Source organism: Candidatus Leptofilum sp., from assembly GCF_965223285.1.
Classification (GTDB): domain Bacteria; phylum Chloroflexota; class Anaerolineae; order Promineifilales; family Promineifilaceae; genus Leptofilum.
On record NZ_OZ244997.1, the window covers coordinates 3,019,557 to 3,035,783 of the forward strand.

A 16,227-nucleotide genomic window follows, 5' to 3' on the forward strand; every position below is an offset into this window, starting at 1 on the left:
GCAAAGGGGCAAAGAGGTTAAAGAAAAAAAGCCCTTTGCCCCTTCTGTTTCTTTGCGCTCTTTGCGTCGATATTTTCTATTCACGTACAAAAATCTGTCGGTAAACCGCACTCCCGTCCATCAGCTCCTCATGAGTGCCCTGAGCGATAAGACGGCCGTTTTTCATCAACAAAATCAAATCTGCACTCCGTATTTGGGACAGACGGTGGGTAATGAGCAAGGTGGTCCGCCCTGCCAGCACGTTGTGCATCGCCCGCTGAATCTGGTCCTCGGTGTTGCTGTCGATGGCGCTAGTGGAATCATCCAGCACCAAAATGCGCGGGTCGCTCAGAAAGGCGCGGGCGATGGCCAGCCGCTGCCGCTGTCCGCCAGAAAGCATCACGCCGCGCTCGCCAATCATTGTCTGGTAGCCGTCGGGGAAGCGCATGATAAACTCATGCGCCTGCGCCTGCTTGGCCGCCGCCTCAATTTCCGTCTGGGGCACGTCGGCTTGCGCGCCAAAGGCAATATTTTCGGCAATGGTGCGCGAAAAGAGGAAGATATCCTGCTCAATGGTGCCAATTTGCCCACGCAGGCTGTCCAGGTTCCAGTCGCGCACGTCAATGCTGTCGATGATGATACGGCCGTTGCCCACATCAAAGGTTCGATTTAGCAGCTTGGTTAGTGTGCTCTTGCCCGCGCCCGTCTGCCCCACAATCGCCACCGTCTGTCCTGGCTTCGCCCTAAACGATATATTTTGCAAAACCAAAGATTGGGTTGCCAGTTCGCCACTATAACTAAAATCCGCATTCTCAAAAACGATCTCGCCTTCCATCTGCTGCACCACGCCTGCCTCGTTTTGGTCCAGCTCTGTCTCCGTGAGAATCATCTCCAAAATGCGACGCGCGCTGGCAAAACTTTGTTGAAAAGTGGCCACGTTGCGCAGCAAAAAGCGAATCGGCATCCGCAGCGTCCCCAGCAGGGCCATAAAGGCGATCACCTGCCCTACAGAAACAATTTCCTGCATGAACAGGTAGAGCGTATGGCCGAAGCCGAGCCCAATCGTCAGGCCATACAGCAGCAGCGGCAGATAGCGGGCGGTCACTTCACCCTCGCGCACAAACGCATCACGGTATGCGCCAGCGTTATGGCTGAATTGAGCTTCCTCGGCTGGTTCCTGGGCAAATCCCTTCACCACCTCAATGCCCGAAATCGTTTCTGCCAGCCCGGCGTTCATCACGCCAAACGTCGAGCGCAAATCGGTAGCAACAGGGCGCAGATTATTGTTGTAGCGGCGTAGGGCAAAATAGGTGGTAATGAGGAACAAAATTGGCACGAGAAGCAAACGGTAATCGAGCGTAGTAATTGTAACCAAGGGCACCAGCAGCGTGAGAATTGATTCGGTGGTGGTACCTAACGCCGGGCTAACAAACAGATTAAGCTGCTGCACGTCGTTGGTGGCCCGTGCCATCAAATCCCCGACGCGCTGCTGGCCATGAAACGTTTGGCTTTTGCTGAGCAGGCTCAGATACAGTTCGTCGCGGGCATTGCGCTCCACCCGCTGGGCCAATACGCGGATCGACAGGCTGTTGACGATGTCGAACAAGCCGTAGCCTACGTAAGCAGCCACCACGTACAGCGTGGCCACGGTAAGCCCAGAACGCCCTTCGTTTTGAATGACGCTGTCAAACGCCCAGCCGACGGTAACGGCCGTCATGCTTTGCGTCGCAGCCATTCCCAAAGTAGTTAACAAAAAGGTGGTGAGCAATGCTTTATAGCGCAAAATGTGGGATTGTAGCCAGCGCAGCGGCGAACGATGATCGTAAGTGTGGGCATCGGCAATGGTAAATTCAGATCGGCTCATCTGGTGGTTCCTTTTGTCTGCAAAAGATCGTAACAGGTTTTACAATTTTGTCCTCAATAAAAATTCCAGTTTGACAAATAAACGGGTTGAGTTTATTATACCAACCAGTTAATTAACTATTTAGTTAAATAAGGGTTTTTCAAAATGAAAAGGAGCGTTGATACATTACTAGATCAAACTTTTGCTGCGCTAGCGAGCAGGACTCGGCGGGCAATATTGGCCCGTTTGGCAGAAGGGGAAGCAACCGTCAACGAACTGGCCGAACCATTCAACATGAGCCTGCCAGCTATTTCAAAGCATATCAAAGTGCTAGAGCGTGCTGGTCTTATTCAACGAGGGCAAAAGGCACAGTACCGCCCCTGCACGATTGATGTTGCTCCTTTGCAAGCAGTCGCTAACTGGACAGAGCAGTATCGGCACATATGGGAAGCGCGTTTTGACCAAATGGACATCTATCTCAAGCAACTCAAAGAAAAGGAGCAAAACAATGAGTGAGCAAACAGCATCTAAAGATGCAGTCGTCATTGAGCGGATTTTTGAAGCACCGATTGATCTGGTGTGGCAAATGTGGGCCAGTGCAGAGCATTTCAGGCAGTGGTATGGGCCACATGGCTTCAGCGTGCCCGTTGCCAAAATGGATGTGCAGGTTGGCGGTAAACGCCTGGTCTGCATGGAAATGCAGACACCGGATGGCAGCAGGCAAATGTGGACAACGGGCGAATATCTTGAAGTAACGCCCACCACACGGCTGGTGTACACAGACAGCATGTCAGATGCAGAGGGCAATGTACTGTCGCCAGCAGCAATGGGCATGCCAGAAGGCACGCCAGAGACCACGCAGGTTACAGTTGAGCTAGAAGATTTAAACGGCCGTACCAAAATGACCATGACTCACGCTGGCGTTCCGACCGATTCCGGCGGCGCAGGCGGGTGGGCTCAGGCGTTCAAGAAGCTGGCCGCTTACATCGAGTCCAATCCTGGCTAATTACAAAATCAGCAACTAATTCTGCAAAAGAGCAATCATATTTTGTTACCTGGTTGCTCTTTTGCGTTTGTGCGTGGCAACATTGTCTGTACAATCATTTCAACATGAACAGTCCAGACATTCAAGTGCAAGTTGAAATTTTGCAAGACGGCCATGTCCACACCCTCCTCGATGGGAAACGGCCGTTCACCTACGCCCAAATCCTGCAAAAATGGCAAACTGATGACGCGTTTCGCGACTTCTTCATTCAGCTGCTGGCGGATGCACCATTTGCCGCCTACTTTTGGGAGACGCCACCCATCATGCAAGAGACGCGGGAACGGCCGTTTGAATTTGTCCTCGTCAATGCGCCCCCACTGGCGCGCGTTTCGGCCGAGCGTCGTGCTTTCGCCAATTATTTCACTGATGAACCCGTGGTTGATTTCCCAAATTTAGGCAAAGATGCGCACCTGGTTGTGCCTTGCCCGCAAACGCCTGCCGATGCGTTTGCACATTTAGCTACCTTTAGCCGCAGCGCACTGCCCGCCCAGCAGCATCACTTTTGGCAGCGAGTGGGGACGGCCGTAACCAATCACATGGGGGAACGGCCGTTGTGGCTCAGCACCTCTGGTTTAGGGGTGTATTGGCTGCACGTTCGGCTGGATTCGCGACCCAAATATTATACATTTCGGCCGTATCGCCTTTGGCCCCAGCCAGGATAAAAATTCAACCCTTTGGGATTTCCTGGGAACAATAAAAACGAACGCAAATGTCCACGGAAATTAGCAATAATTCGGGCAAATTCGTTGCAAACATCAGTTAACCTCCCACTAAATCTGAAAGTCCCTCAATTTCATACCATTTTGGAAAATTACCCAAATTTGTTCTAAATTTCGTTTGACTTTTTAGAACATCTGTGCTAATATCCTTGGCAGACATACGGAACCCTCTTCCCTCTTCTCTACACATACCCTCTTCCCCTCAAAACGTGGTGCTGATGAGTAGCGACCCTTATCAGCGCCACATCCTCTTTCATCAAATAAACAACTGGGGACATGACACTAAATTCAAAGAGGAAAGAGCTTACGAACCTGAGGTTCGTACTTTTTCGTTTCTGCGGAAGCGAAGATTTGCAAAGAAAGTTTGCGGGAGAAAGATCATGAAAACAAAGGGCGCAACGAACAATGGTGCAACGCCACGCCCTCTACAATCCGACAACAATGCTTTATTGGGGCTGAATTTGCCGCAAAAAAGCATTATGGGTGTCATCCTGGTGGTAGCACTGGTGGCGTTTGAACTATTTAACTTTGATACAACACGGTACGCGCTGGGCAACTTACTGGGCGACGTGCGCTTTGCCGGCGTTGGCTGGGCAACCATCCTAGCCATCGCCTTTTGCGCCATTGATTTTGCGGGGCTGGCACGTTTGTTCACACCAGAACGAGGTAAAAATGAACCAACGGCCGTTTGGTATCTGATGGGTGCCTGGCTGTTAGGAGCCACCATGAATGCGGTCATGACCTGGTGGGCCATCTCACTCACGCTGCTGTCCCACGATTTTGGCAACGAAGTGCTGAGTCGGGAACAGCTATTGCGCTGGGTGCCATTTTTCGTGGCGACGCTAGTGTGGCTGACGCGCATCCTGTTCATCGGGGCCATCTCTGTGGCAGGGGAATATATGTTTGCCGGATCGCTTTTACAACACAGGCGTCAACCAGCCAAACGGCCGTCTGCCACCCGCACTCAACGCAATACATCGCCAGCCGGACGGCCGTTCCGACCCAATCCAGCTCCCATGCGCGCTGCACCCAAACGGGAAAACGGCCGTCGCCCGCCCAGCAATTCCCCCAACCACAGCCGTCCATCGCGCGGCAGCATGAAGGCACCGGGCCGTTCTGGCACCCCACCACAACGGTGAGGCACATTAGCATCGCTTTAGAAAAGACGGCCGTTTCAGGCACGGCCGTCTCCAAACTCATCCCAAAAATTCGCCACCTTTTTCCCCGATTTGGGCAACAGCCAATAGAATTTTGCAGCAGCCCCGCCGGAAAACTGCTATCGCCTAGCTAAACCATGAAGGAATTGCTCTTCGATTTACCAAACACAGTCTGTGGTTGCATATTGCCCCTCCATAATGGCTGTGATACCATCAAAATGTAGATTCTTTTTATTTTGTTCATGCCCGTCCATATTTATTGATTCAAGAGCAAATCTATCTATACAATTTAGCTATCTTTCTGATTTGCTCCACAAAGGTTTTGGCAAACGCTTACCAAATTATTCCAGAGTGGCCCGTTTATTTCGTTAGTGCCACTTTATTGCCAGCACAATGGCAATAAGCAAATTGCGGCGCATCATTCCACCCATGCAAAATTACCGTCGCGCCAAGCATTTTTGGGACTTATCCTTCGTCAAGCAACTGTCAGATCAAAAACTTCATCGAGAAATAGCCGACCGCTTATTTTAGGGATGGTTACTCTGACAGAACAAGGTTTGCTCGCCCTTTGTTGATTCATCCAAATAAATATTGATGGTGCGCTCTGTTCAAATTGCAGCATGGGCTACAGTTTGCTTACTCAGCAGCTAATCTGATTCTGGCAACAAAGCCTGAGGCTATTTGCCATTTGTCATTTTGGCACAATTTGAGGCAAGGAATCATTTATGAGCAGTGAATTTATTTTTCGCATTGTGGGGGCCATCCTTTTTGGCATCGGTGGCGCATTTTTGGGTAATTCTGTGGCTCAATTTTTGCGCGTATCGCCAGAAGCATATGTGATTGTCTTCATTCTGCTTGGCATTCTAGTGGGGCTAATCTTAACCCCATTCGTCACAATACGGCCGTTACGCCACATCAGTGCCCGGTTGGCCAAAATGCCTGCCGAGCGGCTCATTGCCATTGTGCTGGGGCTGTTCATTGGGTTGGTGGCGGCTGCCCTGCTTTCACTGCCGCTGGCATTGCTAGGGTCACCTTTCCGCCAGATTTTGCCGCTGGTGGCAGCCGCTGTTCTTTGCTATCTCAGTGTGGTCATTTTAGTGTCGCGCCAAAATGATTTGCAAGCGTTTTTCAGCGGATTGCGCATACCGATGGTTCAAACCAGTTCGGAACAAAGGTCAGATACCGATGGCACTGACCAATTTATCTTATTGGATACCAGTGTCATCATCGACGGCCGTATTGCCGACATTAGCAAAACCGGGTTTATCCGGGCCACCCTGCTTATTCCCAATTTCATCCTGTCTGAATTACAGCACATTGCCGACAGTGCCGACCCATTACGCCGAGGACGCGGCCGTTTGGGGCTGGAGGTGCTCACCCAACTGCAAAACGACACGCCAATCCCTACCCAAATCACCGATATGGACGTGAGCGAAGTGCGTGACGCCGATAGCAAGCTGGTGGCGTTGGCGCGTCACCTGCACTGCCCCATCATGACCAACGATTACAACCTCAACCGCGTTGCCGAGCTGCAAGGCGTGAGCGTGCTAAACATCAACGACTTGGCCAACGCTGTCAAAATCACATCGTTGCCCGGTGAAGAGTTGAAGGTGAAAATCATCCAGGAAGGGCGGGAAGCAGACCAGGGCGTGGGCTTTTTGCAGGATGGCACGATGGTGGTGGTAGAAGACGGCCGTTCCCTCATCAACAGAACCCTTAATGTCACCGTCACCAAAGTGCTGCAAACTTCGGCTGGGCGCATGATTTTCGCAAAGCCGTAACCCACTATGGTTCCCCGGCTTCGTTTTCCGCCCAGCCCCACCGGGCCAATCCACGTAGGCAACATGCACACGGCCGTTTTCTGCTGGGCCTTGTCTCGCGCGCTCAAAGGGGATTTCATTCTTCGCATCGAAGATACAGACGCCGCCCGCAACACGCCCGAAGCCACCCAGCTCATTTTTGATGCCCTCAACTGGCTAGGGCTGGATTGGGACGAAGGGCCAGACATCGGCGGCGATTTTGGGCCGTATGTGCAATCTGAAAGACGGCCGTTTCACCAACGCACCATCGAAAAGCTGGTAGACGAAGGCCATGCCTACTACGGTGACGATCCGGCAAATCCGGCCACCCCCAGCGGCAACCCCCTGCGCCTGAGAATGCCTCGAGCGGGCGAAACCACTTTGCACGATGCCATTCGCGGGGAGATACGCTTTGAGAACGGCCGTAACCAAGACCCCATCATCGTGCGCAGCAATGGCGACCCGCTCTACCATCTGGCCACCGTCACCGACGACCACGACATGGGCATTACCCACGTGGTGCGCGGCGAAGATTGGATACCCAGTGCCCCCATTCACATTCAACTGCACAAAGCAATGGGCTGGGACGAACCAGTCTGGGTGCATCTGCCGCTGATTCTCAACCGGCAGGGGCAAAAGCTAAAGAAACGTGATCCCGAAGGCGGCTACCTCATTCGCGATTTTCAGGCGGCGGGCTACCTGCCACAAGCGTTGTTCAACTACCTGCTGCTGCTGGGCTGGACACCCGACAACGCTCAGGAAATTGTGGACAAGTGGGACGTGCGCCAGCAGTTTCGCCTGGAACGCCTGTCACCCAGCCCCTCCACTTTTGATTGGGACAAGCTGAACTGGATGAACCGGCAATACATGCAGCGGTTCAGTCATGAGAAATTGGCGGAATTGCTACGGCCGTACCTCGAAGACGTCTACGATGAGCTGCCGCTGCAAAATGAATGGCTGGTGCGGCTAACGGCCGTCATCCGTGAAAGCCTCAACAAGCTGGAAGATGCCGTAGACGCCGCCGAATGGGCCTTTGCTGACAATTTTGAATTAACGCCGGGTGCTCAAGAAGCGCTGCATGGTGAATCTGCCCGCCCGGTGCTTACCCGGCTGGTGGCTGAACTGGCTCATGTCGTCCTGCTGGATGAAGCGACGGCGCAAAGCATTTTGCAGGGCTTACGCAATGGTTTTAAGGAAAGTGACGGGTGGCAGCCAACGGCCATTTTCCACCCCATCCGCGCGGCCCTTACCGGGCAAACTGGTGGCCCGCCCTTGGCAGAAATCATGGCCATTCTGGGCAAAAACCGCACTTTGCAACGCATCGCCAATGCGCTACGATTGTGAAAAATTTTTGCCGCAGAGAACACAGAGAAAAAACCTCTCAACTCTCTGTGTCCTCTGTGGCTAACTTTGGAGTTTGTATGTCACTGAAAATTTACAACGTACTCAGCCGCCAAAAAGAAAAATTTGTGCCGCTGCAAGACGGCCGTGTCACCATCTACGTCTGCGGCCCCACCGTGTATGACCATTCCCACATCGGCCACGCCAAAACCTACGTTGGCTTCGATGTGATTGTGCGCTACCTGCGCTACAGCGGCTACAGCGTCCTCTACGTGCAAAACATCACCGACGTGGGCCACATGCTGGCCACTGGCGAAGATCGCATCTTGCGCAAGGCGGAGCAGCTTTCTGCCCTGCCCATGCAGGTGGTAGAAACCTACATGCGCGGCTACTTTGCCGATATGGACGCCCTCGGCGTAGAGCGACCAGACATCAGCCCCCGCGCCAGCGGCCACATCCCCGAACAAATCGCTATGGTGCAAGACCTTATCGACAAAGGCCACGCCTACGAAGTGGACGGCTCCGTTTACTTTAGCGTCACCTCGTACCCGGAATATGGCAAATTGAGCGGCCGTAAAATTGAAGAGCAAGAAGGCGGGTCCCGCGAAGCCGTACGCAGCGAAAAGCGGCACCCGGCTGACTTTGCCCTGTGGAAAAGAGCCGAACCAGAGCATATTTTGCGCTGGCCCAGCCCGTGGGGAGATGGCTTCCCCGGCTGGCACGTGGAATGCTCGGCGATGGCTAATAAATATTTGGGGCAAACCTTCGACATTCACGGCGGCGGCATCGACAACATTTTTCCCCACAACGAGTGTGAAATTGCCCAAAGCGAGGCGGCACATGGGGAAACCTTTGCCCGTACCTGGATGCTCACTGGCTCGCTGACGCTAGACGGCGTGAAGATGAGCAAGAGTCTGGGCAACACGCTTACCATTAAAGAAGCGCTGACACGCTGGCGACCTGAAGCGATTCGCGCCTTTATTTTGTCCAGCCATTACAGCAACCCCATCGACTTTTCTGACGAGGCGGTGGAAGCAGCTACCAAAGGCTGGCAGCGATTGTGGGGTGCGGTTTCTTTAGTAAGAGAGCAGATGCGCACGGCCGTTTCCGGCCCAATATCCTCTGCTGTCCAAGAACTCGTAGACAAAACCAAAGCCACCTTCATCGAAAAGATGAACGACGACTTCAACGCCCCCGCTGCCCTGGCCGTGCTGCAAGATTACACGCGGCAAGTAAACAGCCTGCTCAATGAACAGGGGCCACAGTCGCAAGAATCCCTGGCCGCGCTGGACGGCCTGTACCGCAAACTAGGCGGCACCGTTCTGGGCATCATCCCGGATGAAACCACGCAAGATAGCGACGCCGAGCGGGAAGCGGGCCTCATCCGCCTACTCATCGAGCTACGCGCCCAGGCCCGGGCCAACAAAGATTGGGCCACTGGCGACAAAATCCGGGACCAGCTACGCGATCTGGGCGTGGTTTTGGAAGATCGCGCCGATGGCACTATTTGGAAGTTAGGTTAATAACAAACAGAGATTGGAGATTTACCAGTCCCTAATCTCCAGTCTCCGACCTCTAATCTCCATGAAAGAAATCCTCATCCGCCGCAACACCGTCTTGGAAGCTCTGCGCGGCAGCCGCCGGGAGATTTTTACGCTGTGGCTGCAAGCGGGGCTAGACAAGAAGTTGGCACGGCTGTTGCGCGAGGCAGCCCAACAGCGGGGGGTACGCATTCAACCGGCCGACAAGCAAAAAATCGGCCATATTGCCAAAGACCACAGCCACCAAGGCGTCGCGCTGGAAGTGGGCCCTTACGTTTACAACGATGTGGATGAAATTTTGGGGCTGGCCGAGCGTCGGGGTGAACGGCCGTTTCTACTGCTGCTAGATTTGCTACACGGGCCGCAAAACATTGGCAGCCTGCTGCGCACGGCCGAAATCTGCGGCGTGCATGGCGTCATTGTGCAAGACCGCCGCGCCCCGGAGATTACCCCCGCCGTTGTGCAATACTCCGCTGGTGCCGCCGAACATCTGCTCATCGCCCAGGTTACCAATTTGGTGCAAACCATCCGCCAATTGCAAGCCAAAAACATCTGGATTGTGGGGATGGATTTAGCCGAGGACGCCCAATCATTGGGCCAGGTCGATTTGAACATGCCGCTGGGCATTGTGGTAGGGCATGAGGGCCAAGGCATGCGACGCCTAGTGCGCCAAAGCTGCGACATTCGCCTAAAGTTGCCGCAAAAAGGGCATGTGGAATCGTTGAATGCGGCCGTTGCCGGTTCCATCCTCATTTACCAGGCTTGGCAAGCGCGGGGGTTTGGGTAAAACATAGCCAATTGGAATCGAATTTCTATCGTTCACTCGATTCTAAGTTTGCAAAAGCTGTACTTTGCGATTATATTTTTAGCTGTTCAGTTTATCTTTGTGACACTCAACCCTCATATCTTTATCTTCCCGAAAAATTGAGCTAGAATTATGCTTGATACAGATTTTGCAAATCAGCTTCATGAGACTCCGAAAATCATAGCAGAACAGGTTATTTGGAAACCATTACCTGGTGATCGTTACAGAATTGATGTTAAAGTATTGGCTCCTGAGTTAAACGAAGTTTTAAGACTAAAGTGCTTCTATGGCAAAACAAACCATAGTTTTGCGATTCTATACAAAAACTATCCCATCCGTCGTTATGATTATCACCCCTACCATAAGTCAAGAAGCACGGGTGAAATCTTTCGAGGCTCTCACAAACATATCTGGGAAAGGCACACCCAAAATGATAAAGCCTATGTTCCAAATGATATAAGCCCTAATTGGGATATTAATGAGCAATTTATGGGTTTTCTCTCAGAGGAAAATATATCATTAACAGGTGGGTATCAAAACTTAATGTTTAGTCGATAAGTGAGATCGCCAATGTTAGTTGATTGTTTGTCAACTATAAATCTCTATTTAGATGCTTTAAAACAACAGTTTGATGTTATTCAAGAAACTGAAAATTCTTGTCGCTTGGTCACACCGTTTTTAAAACCTGATGGCGATGCGATAGAGATTGTAATTACTGAATCAAGACCGGGTTGGCTTAAATTATCAGATGAATACTTGACTTTTGACTACCTTTTTGTCAATGGACTCAATTTAGATAGTAACCGTGATTTATATCGTCAGGCGGAATCTATTGTACATCTTCGGGGTGCTACTCTTGGTGGCTCAGAAATATTTTTGGAAACTCAGGAGGATAATTTAGGAGCTGCATTAAATAATATTGTTAGTGCAATTGAGGCCGTAAATTACCTGATATATAAAAGAACTCATCGACAAAAAAAATCTTTTTCTGATGAAGTTGAAATTTACCTAACCGAAAACAATTTTACAATAGAAACCTCATATCAGATTCAAGGCCAAACAATTCTGCATCCCGTACCAATCTATATAAATAGCTCGCGGGATGTAGTTGTGTCGCCTCTCTCAACAACCTCAACATCCATTGCAAAAAAAGACTCAAAAGTCCTTGCCTTTACAATAATGGATGTAAAAATTATAAGACCTAATATTCGCTTTCTAGCGATTCTTGACAATCGAAAGGAAAATCGCAGAAAGCCGTGGGAAAACATGGAAGTACAAGCAGTACTAAGAAATCATGTGGACCTGATAACAACATGGGATGATCGCTATCAGGCAATTGAGTTTTTAAGGTAGTATCCAAATCCCTTGAGCGACAATTAGATTTTCACCCCACCATGCACCCTTCTGGGTGTTCTCGTTCCCACCCTCCCTTCTGTATACTTTTCACCACCAAGCATCTGCAAATAAAAACGCAAAAGGAGACCAAATGGTAACGCGAAAACTTGGCAAAAGTGGTTTAGAAGTCAGTGCCATCGGCATGGGCTGCTGGGCAATTGGTGGCCCGTGGCGCATGGGACCGTCCAAAGAAGAATCATATCCGGCTGGTTGGGGGCAAATAAATGACGATGAATCAATTCGAGCTATTCATGCAGCCTTGGATTTGGGGATCAATTTGTTTGATACGGCCGCAAATTACGGCGCCGGCCACAGCGAGATCGTCTTGGGTAAGGCATTGGCGGGTCGCCGAGCTCAGGCGGTCATCGCCACCAAATTTGGCCACATCGTGAACGAAGCAGAAAAATTTGTTACTGGCGACAACGATCAGATTCTGAAAAACGTGCGCCAAGATGTGGAAAACAGCCTGCGTCGCCTACAGACAGATTATATTGACGTCTATCAACTCCATGAAGCTGGCTACGATCTCGAATTGGCTTTAACGCTCCGTAGCGTTTTGGAAGAGTTGGTAAGCGAGGGCAAGATTCGCTGGTATGGGTGGAGCACCGATTTAGTTGATCACGCCCACGTTTTTGCCGATGGGCCACACTGCGCGTCGATCCAGTTTCGCCTCAACGCTGTAGCTGATAACCCCGAAATGCGCCAGCTTTGCGCGGATCATGATTTGGCTGGCCTGAACAAAGATCCACTGAACAAAGGCATTCTCACGGGCAAATACAACAGCCAATCCACCTTCCCCCAAGATGACATTCGCTCGCAAGTAAGTTTTGAAGAAGATCGCATTGTGCGGCGACTAAACACGGTGGACGCTTTGCGAGACATTTTTACAGCGGGTGGGCGCACCATGGCGCAGGGGGCTATCTGCTACATTTTGGGGCTGGACGAGCGGATGCTGCCCATTCCTGGCTTCAAAAATGTGAAACAAGTTCAGGACAATGCCAGGGCATTGCAGTTTGGCCCGATGTCGGCAGAAGAGGTGGCGCAAGTGCAGGCCATCGTGGCAGAACATGAGCCGCAGGAAGCGTAATTAAGGCATCCAACAAGGAGTTTGACCATCGCTGGGCGGGGAACGGCCGTTGCCGCAAAACTCAAATCAAACGCAAAATCGGAACAATTAAGCGGCTGTTCCCTGCTCACTATTCACCCCGGATTTAACCGTCAGTTTGGCCTCCCGCCACAGCCCCAGCCGGAACTGCATCAGTTCTTTGAAGGCGCGGGTAATGACCCGCAAATTGGCCCCGGTGGGGTTGCCCGCCACGCGCGGCCGATGCCCTTCTATGGGGACTTCCACAATTTTGAAACCTGCCTGCTTGGCGCGCACCAAAAATTCAGCACTGAAGGTGGCCCCGCCAGAGCCGATGTCATTTTGCAGTCGGGCGATCACCTCACGGCGCATCAGCTTAAAGGCGCAATCAATGTCGCGGGCGGTATAGCCAAACAGCAGCGTCACCAGCCAGCTCCATCCCTTGCCGTTGAGCCGCCGCATAAATGGATCACGGCGCGGCGCACGGTAGCCCACGACGAGATCGGCCGTTTCAATGTGGGCCAGCAGCTTTTCAATTTCAGCCAGATCAAATTGGCGGTCGGCATCGGTAAAAAAGACAAGCTCCTTGCTGGCGTGGGTAAGTCCGGTGAGTACGGCCGTTCCGTACCCCTTATTCTCGCCATGTTGAACCAACTTAAGCTGCGGGTGTTGCCGGGCAAGCTGTTGGGTCACAACGGCCGTTTCGTCCCGACTGCCATCGTCTACCACAATCAGTTCAAACTCATTGGCCAACTGGGGCATCACGCGCAGCACATCAGCCACCATTCCGGGGATGTTTTCAGCTTCGTTAAAGGCTGGCATAGATACAGTTAAACTTCTTTGCACACTATTCTCCTGTAAGAGCGATTCGCGAATCGCCCCTACCCAATTTATACACTAATTGTCCCTGGCCAGACTCACCATCTCGCCACCGCACACGCGCAGCAAATCGGCAAACTGGATGGCCAGGGTGGCTGTGTTGCGGCCGCTGCCGCAGTATACGGTGCCCATCTCGGCCAGGTGTTTATCGAGCAAAACAATCACATTCGGTTGCAAGGCGAATGGCCCCACGCCGCCAACCTCGAATCCCAGATCATCTTTCACCGCCTGGGGCGACATGCTGGCGATAGCCCGTCGGTTTACACCGCAAAATGCCGCCAACTGACGATAGTCGATGCGATCATGCCCGCGGAGGCCAGCTAGGATGGTACGGCCGTCCTTCACCCGAAACGCTACCGTCTTCAGCATCTTGTCCATGAGGAACGGCAATTTTTCTTCAACCTCGGCCACGGTACGCACTGGCTCATGTTCATGCAGTTCAAAATCGACACGATTGTTTTTTAGCAGAGTAATAATTTGGTCGTAAACAGTCATACAGGTTGGATTTTAATAGGTGGGGCCTGTTTTGCCGAATTGGTCATGCGTTGCTCAGACTTACTGCTTGGCATTCAAATGATTATTTCAGTGACATCTCTTTCTGCATCCTGTCTATGAACCTGAATTGTGGGTTACAATGTTGACATGATGCAGAAGTGGCAACTAACGGCCAACATCCTCACGCCACGTGTGCAGCGGTGGCTGCAAAAACCGAAAGCAGCCACAATGCTGCACTTGTTCGATCAGGTCATCAACCTGATTGATGCCGATGGCGAAATTATCTCTGTGGTGCAGCCGACGGTAAAGCCAGGGCCATTTTCACTGCTCATCGCGGAGGAACGGCCGTTCCCTACCCTCATTTATCCCTATGCCACCGTCGCTAAAACTGCCGAAATGTTAAGCATTGGCTCGCTAGAAATTGCGTATCGCGCTGCCAAACTGTGGAACCCCGTCCCCAACTGGCATTTACTGCACGAATGGCAAGCCGATTGGCAACATGCCTTGCCGGAAATGCAAACGGCCGTTACCGAACGCTTCAACCAGCTGGGAACCATCGGCCCCGCCAACTTTACCCACCAGTTCCAGGCCGCCATTGCCCAAATGCAGGCCGACCAGTTTGGAGATGATCCAGAAGCGTGGCAAACGGCCGTTGCCAGACTGGCTGGCTTCGGCCCTGGCTTTACCCCCGCTGGAGATGATTTTCTGGTGGGATTTTTGTTTGGTTTGTGGGCAACGAGGCCCAAGGATGAGGTTGAAAGAATGGCGAAAATTGTGGTGGAAACGGCCGTGCCGCGCACCACCCAACTCTCGGCCGCCTGGCTGCAAGCCGCCGCCCGCGGCGAAGTATGGCTTCCTTGGCACGAGTTACTGGATGCATTTATTGCTGGAAATGATTGGCAACGACCCGCCAATCGAATCCTAAATCAAGGAGCTACCTCTGGTGCTGCCGCCCTGCTTGGCTTCATCGCCGCCGCCTAAAATTTATACGAAGAAACGAAGGAACGAAGAGACAAAGTTTTCCTTTTCCGTCGTTCCTTCCAATCTTTATTCCTTTGTGTTAAATTTTCCCCATCACTTATCCAACCACAGAAAACAGTAGCAAGATGCAAAACGAATCTAAAATCTGCGTAATCCGCGCAATCTGTGGCTAATACCGAGGAGATATTTATGGATCAATTAGACAACACGGCCGATCAGATTCGGGCCGAATTTGAACAAGTGAACACCGCCCGCGACCAGGCCTACCAACGCTCCCGCCAGCTGATTAGCCTGTGCGCCCGCGCCATCCGCGCCATTCACCGCGAAGAGTGGCAAACGGCCGAGACCCTCATCGCTGAAGCCAAGATTGCTACAGAAACATTAGTGGCCGGTGTCAAAGATTACCCCAATCTCTATTTCGCTGGCTATACGCAAGATGCCGTGAAAGAATTTGTGGAAGCCAATCTGACTTACGCCCTCATTCGCAGTCGCCCCTTGCCTACGCCCGACGAATTAGGCACTGAAGGCAACACCTGGCTCAATGGCCTGGCCGAAGCCGCTACCGAGCTGCGCCGCCGCATTCTGGACATTATCCGTCACGGCCATAGCGACGAAGCGGAGCGGCTGTTGGACATCATGGACCAGATTTACAGCCAGCTTGTCACCTTCGACTTCAACGACAGCATCACGGGCGGGCTGCGCCGCCGCACGGACACGGTGCGCGCCGTGCTGGAGCGCACCCGTGGCGATGTGACCAACAGCCTGCGCCAGGCGCAGTTAGAGGCTGCGCTCCAAAATGTAGAAAACCGATTGAAAGGGTAAAAAATTTGCCATAGAGGGCACAGAGGTTTTAGAGGATTTCTGAATTTTTGAGTGGCACGCTTGGCAACAAAGCAACACAAAACCTCTCTTTTTTTCTATGGCTATTCTTTTTGGCAAAAAATTGGTGCAGTGAGCCAATCGATATGCCCGCTCTTCTGGCAATTGCTGAAGTCGATAGCCGTTCATATCTCCCTTGTTTCCTCTCCGACATTCCTCCGAAGTTTGCAAAATTGCAAAGACTCGAGTTCCAACCATTAGTAACATAAGTATATTGCACCCTCTCTGTCTCATGAAAGCCCCCTCTTATTCAAAAAACAGCGAGCATTGTGCAATTAACATTTA

The 16,227-nt window shown here is 51.9% G+C and carries 17 protein-coding genes; 13 read left to right on the forward strand and 4 right to left on the reverse strand.

Going from position 1 to position 16,227, the window contains the following annotated elements; translation table 11 throughout:
* Positions 1-76: 76 nt before the first annotated feature.
* Positions 77-1,843: an ABC transporter ATP-binding protein gene (locus ACOQPU_RS13685; RefSeq protein WP_420645652.1), complete on the reverse strand. Its 1,767-nt coding sequence runs from the start codon at positions 1,841-1,843 to the stop codon at positions 77-79.
* A gap of 144 nt (positions 1,844-1,987) precedes the next feature.
* On the opposite strand from ACOQPU_RS13685, the gene ACOQPU_RS13690 reads away from it, so the two are divergent.
* The 11 genes from ACOQPU_RS13690 (at position 1,988) to ACOQPU_RS13740 (ending at position 12,711) form a co-directional block, all read left to right on the forward strand.
* On the forward strand, positions 1,988-2,338 hold the full coding sequence (locus ACOQPU_RS13690) for an ArsR/SmtB family transcription factor (RefSeq protein WP_420645653.1): 351 nt from the start codon (positions 1,988-1,990) through the stop codon (positions 2,336-2,338).
* Positions 2,331-2,828 (forward strand): SRPBCC family protein, encoded by a 498-nt coding sequence (locus ACOQPU_RS13695; RefSeq protein WP_420645654.1) that lies wholly within the window; start codon positions 2,331-2,333, stop codon positions 2,826-2,828. The genes ACOQPU_RS13690 and ACOQPU_RS13695 overlap by 8 nt, the downstream gene beginning before the upstream one ends.
* 104 nt (positions 2,829-2,932) lie before the next feature.
* Positions 2,933-3,529 carry a DUF6940 family protein gene (locus tag ACOQPU_RS13700; protein WP_420645655.1) on the forward strand — a complete coding sequence of 199 codons (597 nt, stop codon included), beginning with the start codon at positions 2,933-2,935 and terminating at the stop codon, positions 3,527-3,529.
* 437 nt (positions 3,530-3,966) lie between these two features.
* Entirely contained in the window at positions 3,967-4,725 is a 759-nt protein-coding gene (locus tag ACOQPU_RS13705) for a hypothetical protein (protein ID WP_420645656.1), read from the forward strand.
* Between the two features lie 743 nt (positions 4,726-5,468).
* A complete protein-coding gene (locus ACOQPU_RS13710) occupies positions 5,469-6,524 on the forward strand; it encodes a PIN/TRAM domain-containing protein (protein ID WP_420645657.1) in 1,056 nt (351 codons plus the stop codon).
* A gap of 6 nt (positions 6,525-6,530) precedes the next feature.
* Positions 6,531-7,886 (forward strand): glutamate--tRNA ligase, encoded by a 1,356-nt coding sequence (gltX, locus tag ACOQPU_RS13715; protein WP_420645658.1) that lies wholly within the window; start codon positions 6,531-6,533, stop codon positions 7,884-7,886.
* 77 nt (positions 7,887-7,963) lie between these two features.
* Positions 7,964-9,406 (forward strand): cysteine--tRNA ligase, encoded by a 1,443-nt coding sequence (cysS, locus tag ACOQPU_RS13720; RefSeq protein ID WP_420645659.1) that lies wholly within the window; start codon positions 7,964-7,966, stop codon positions 9,404-9,406.
* Positions 9,407-9,467: 61 nt separating this feature from the next.
* Entirely contained in the window at positions 9,468-10,211 is a 744-nt protein-coding gene (rlmB, locus tag ACOQPU_RS13725) for a 23S rRNA (guanosine(2251)-2'-O)-methyltransferase RlmB (RefSeq protein ID WP_420645660.1), read from the forward strand.
* A gap of 150 nt (positions 10,212-10,361) precedes the next feature.
* Positions 10,362-10,787 carry a hypothetical protein gene (locus ACOQPU_RS13730; protein WP_420645661.1) on the forward strand — a complete coding sequence of 142 codons (426 nt, stop codon included), beginning with the start codon at positions 10,362-10,364 and terminating at the stop codon, positions 10,785-10,787.
* 12 nt (positions 10,788-10,799) lie between these two features.
* Entirely contained in the window at positions 10,800-11,582 is a 783-nt protein-coding gene (locus ACOQPU_RS13735; RefSeq protein ID WP_420645662.1) for a DUF1828 domain-containing protein, read from the forward strand.
* Positions 11,583-11,715: 133 nt separating this feature from the next.
* Positions 11,716-12,711, forward strand: a complete 996-nt coding sequence (locus ACOQPU_RS13740; RefSeq protein ID WP_420645663.1) for an aldo/keto reductase — start codon at positions 11,716-11,718, stop codon at positions 12,709-12,711.
* Positions 12,712-12,798: 87 nt separating this feature from the next.
* On the opposite strand, the gene ACOQPU_RS13745 is transcribed toward ACOQPU_RS13740, so the two are convergent.
* Both ACOQPU_RS13745 and ACOQPU_RS13750 read right to left on the reverse strand, forming a co-directional pair.
* Entirely contained in the window at positions 12,799-13,554 is a 756-nt protein-coding gene (locus ACOQPU_RS13745; RefSeq protein ID WP_420645664.1) for a glycosyltransferase family 2 protein, read from the reverse strand.
* Between the two features lie 51 nt (positions 13,555-13,605).
* Positions 13,606-14,082 carry an aminoacyl-tRNA deacylase gene (locus ACOQPU_RS13750; RefSeq protein WP_420645665.1) on the reverse strand — a complete coding sequence of 159 codons (477 nt, stop codon included), beginning with the start codon at positions 14,080-14,082 and terminating at the stop codon, positions 13,606-13,608.
* A gap of 129 nt (positions 14,083-14,211) precedes the next feature.
* On the opposite strand from ACOQPU_RS13750, the gene ACOQPU_RS13755 reads away from it, so the two are divergent.
* Together ACOQPU_RS13755 and ACOQPU_RS13760 are read left to right on the forward strand one after the other, a co-directional pair.
* Entirely contained in the window at positions 14,212-15,063 is an 852-nt protein-coding gene (locus tag ACOQPU_RS13755; RefSeq protein WP_420645666.1) for a DUF2877 domain-containing protein, read from the forward strand.
* A 189-nt stretch (positions 15,064-15,252) separates the two neighbouring features.
* Positions 15,253-15,885, forward strand: a complete 633-nt coding sequence (locus ACOQPU_RS13760) for a haloacid dehalogenase (protein WP_420645667.1) — start codon at positions 15,253-15,255, stop codon at positions 15,883-15,885.
* Between the two features lie 28 nt (positions 15,886-15,913).
* Here the strand turns inward: ACOQPU_RS13760 and ACOQPU_RS13765 are convergent, their stop codons facing one another.
* Positions 15,914-16,096: a TetR family transcriptional regulator gene (locus tag ACOQPU_RS13765; RefSeq protein ID WP_420645839.1), complete on the reverse strand. Its 183-nt coding sequence runs from the start codon at positions 16,094-16,096 to the stop codon at positions 15,914-15,916.
* Between the last annotated feature and the right edge of the window lie 131 nt (positions 16,097-16,227).

Excerpts from the sequence above, each read along its gene's own strand:
- ACOQPU_RS13685 (WP_420645652.1), bottom strand. The coding sequence starts at position 1,843 with ATGAGCCGATCTGAATTTACCATTGCCGATGCCCACACTTACGATCAT.
- ACOQPU_RS13690 (WP_420645653.1), top strand. The coding sequence starts at position 1,988 with ATGAAAAGGAGCGTTGATACATTACTAGATCAAACTTTTGCTGCGCTA.
- ACOQPU_RS13695 (WP_420645654.1), top strand. The coding sequence starts at position 2,331 with ATGAGTGAGCAAACAGCATCTAAAGATGCAGTCGTCATTGAGCGGATT.
- ACOQPU_RS13700 (WP_420645655.1), top strand. The coding sequence starts at position 2,933 with ATGAACAGTCCAGACATTCAAGTGCAAGTTGAAATTTTGCAAGACGGC.
- ACOQPU_RS13705 (WP_420645656.1), top strand. The coding sequence starts at position 3,967 with ATGAAAACAAAGGGCGCAACGAACAATGGTGCAACGCCACGCCCTCTA.
- ACOQPU_RS13710 (WP_420645657.1), top strand. The coding sequence starts at position 5,469 with ATGAGCAGTGAATTTATTTTTCGCATTGTGGGGGCCATCCTTTTTGGC.
- gltX (WP_420645658.1), top strand. The coding sequence starts at position 6,531 with ATGGTTCCCCGGCTTCGTTTTCCGCCCAGCCCCACCGGGCCAATCCAC.
- cysS (WP_420645659.1), top strand. The coding sequence starts at position 7,964 with ATGTCACTGAAAATTTACAACGTACTCAGCCGCCAAAAAGAAAAATTT.
- rlmB (WP_420645660.1), top strand. The coding sequence starts at position 9,468 with ATGAAAGAAATCCTCATCCGCCGCAACACCGTCTTGGAAGCTCTGCGC.
- ACOQPU_RS13730 (WP_420645661.1), top strand. The coding sequence starts at position 10,362 with ATGCTTGATACAGATTTTGCAAATCAGCTTCATGAGACTCCGAAAATC.
- ACOQPU_RS13735 (WP_420645662.1), top strand. The coding sequence starts at position 10,800 with ATGTTAGTTGATTGTTTGTCAACTATAAATCTCTATTTAGATGCTTTA.
- ACOQPU_RS13740 (WP_420645663.1), top strand. The coding sequence starts at position 11,716 with ATGGTAACGCGAAAACTTGGCAAAAGTGGTTTAGAAGTCAGTGCCATC.
- ACOQPU_RS13750 (WP_420645665.1), bottom strand. The coding sequence starts at position 14,082 with ATGACTGTTTACGACCAAATTATTACTCTGCTAAAAAACAATCGTGTC.
- ACOQPU_RS13760 (WP_420645667.1), top strand. The coding sequence starts at position 15,253 with ATGGATCAATTAGACAACACGGCCGATCAGATTCGGGCCGAATTTGAA.
- ACOQPU_RS13765 (WP_420645839.1), bottom strand. The coding sequence starts at position 16,096 with ATGTCGGAGAGGAAACAAGGGAGATATGAACGGCTATCGACTTCAGCA.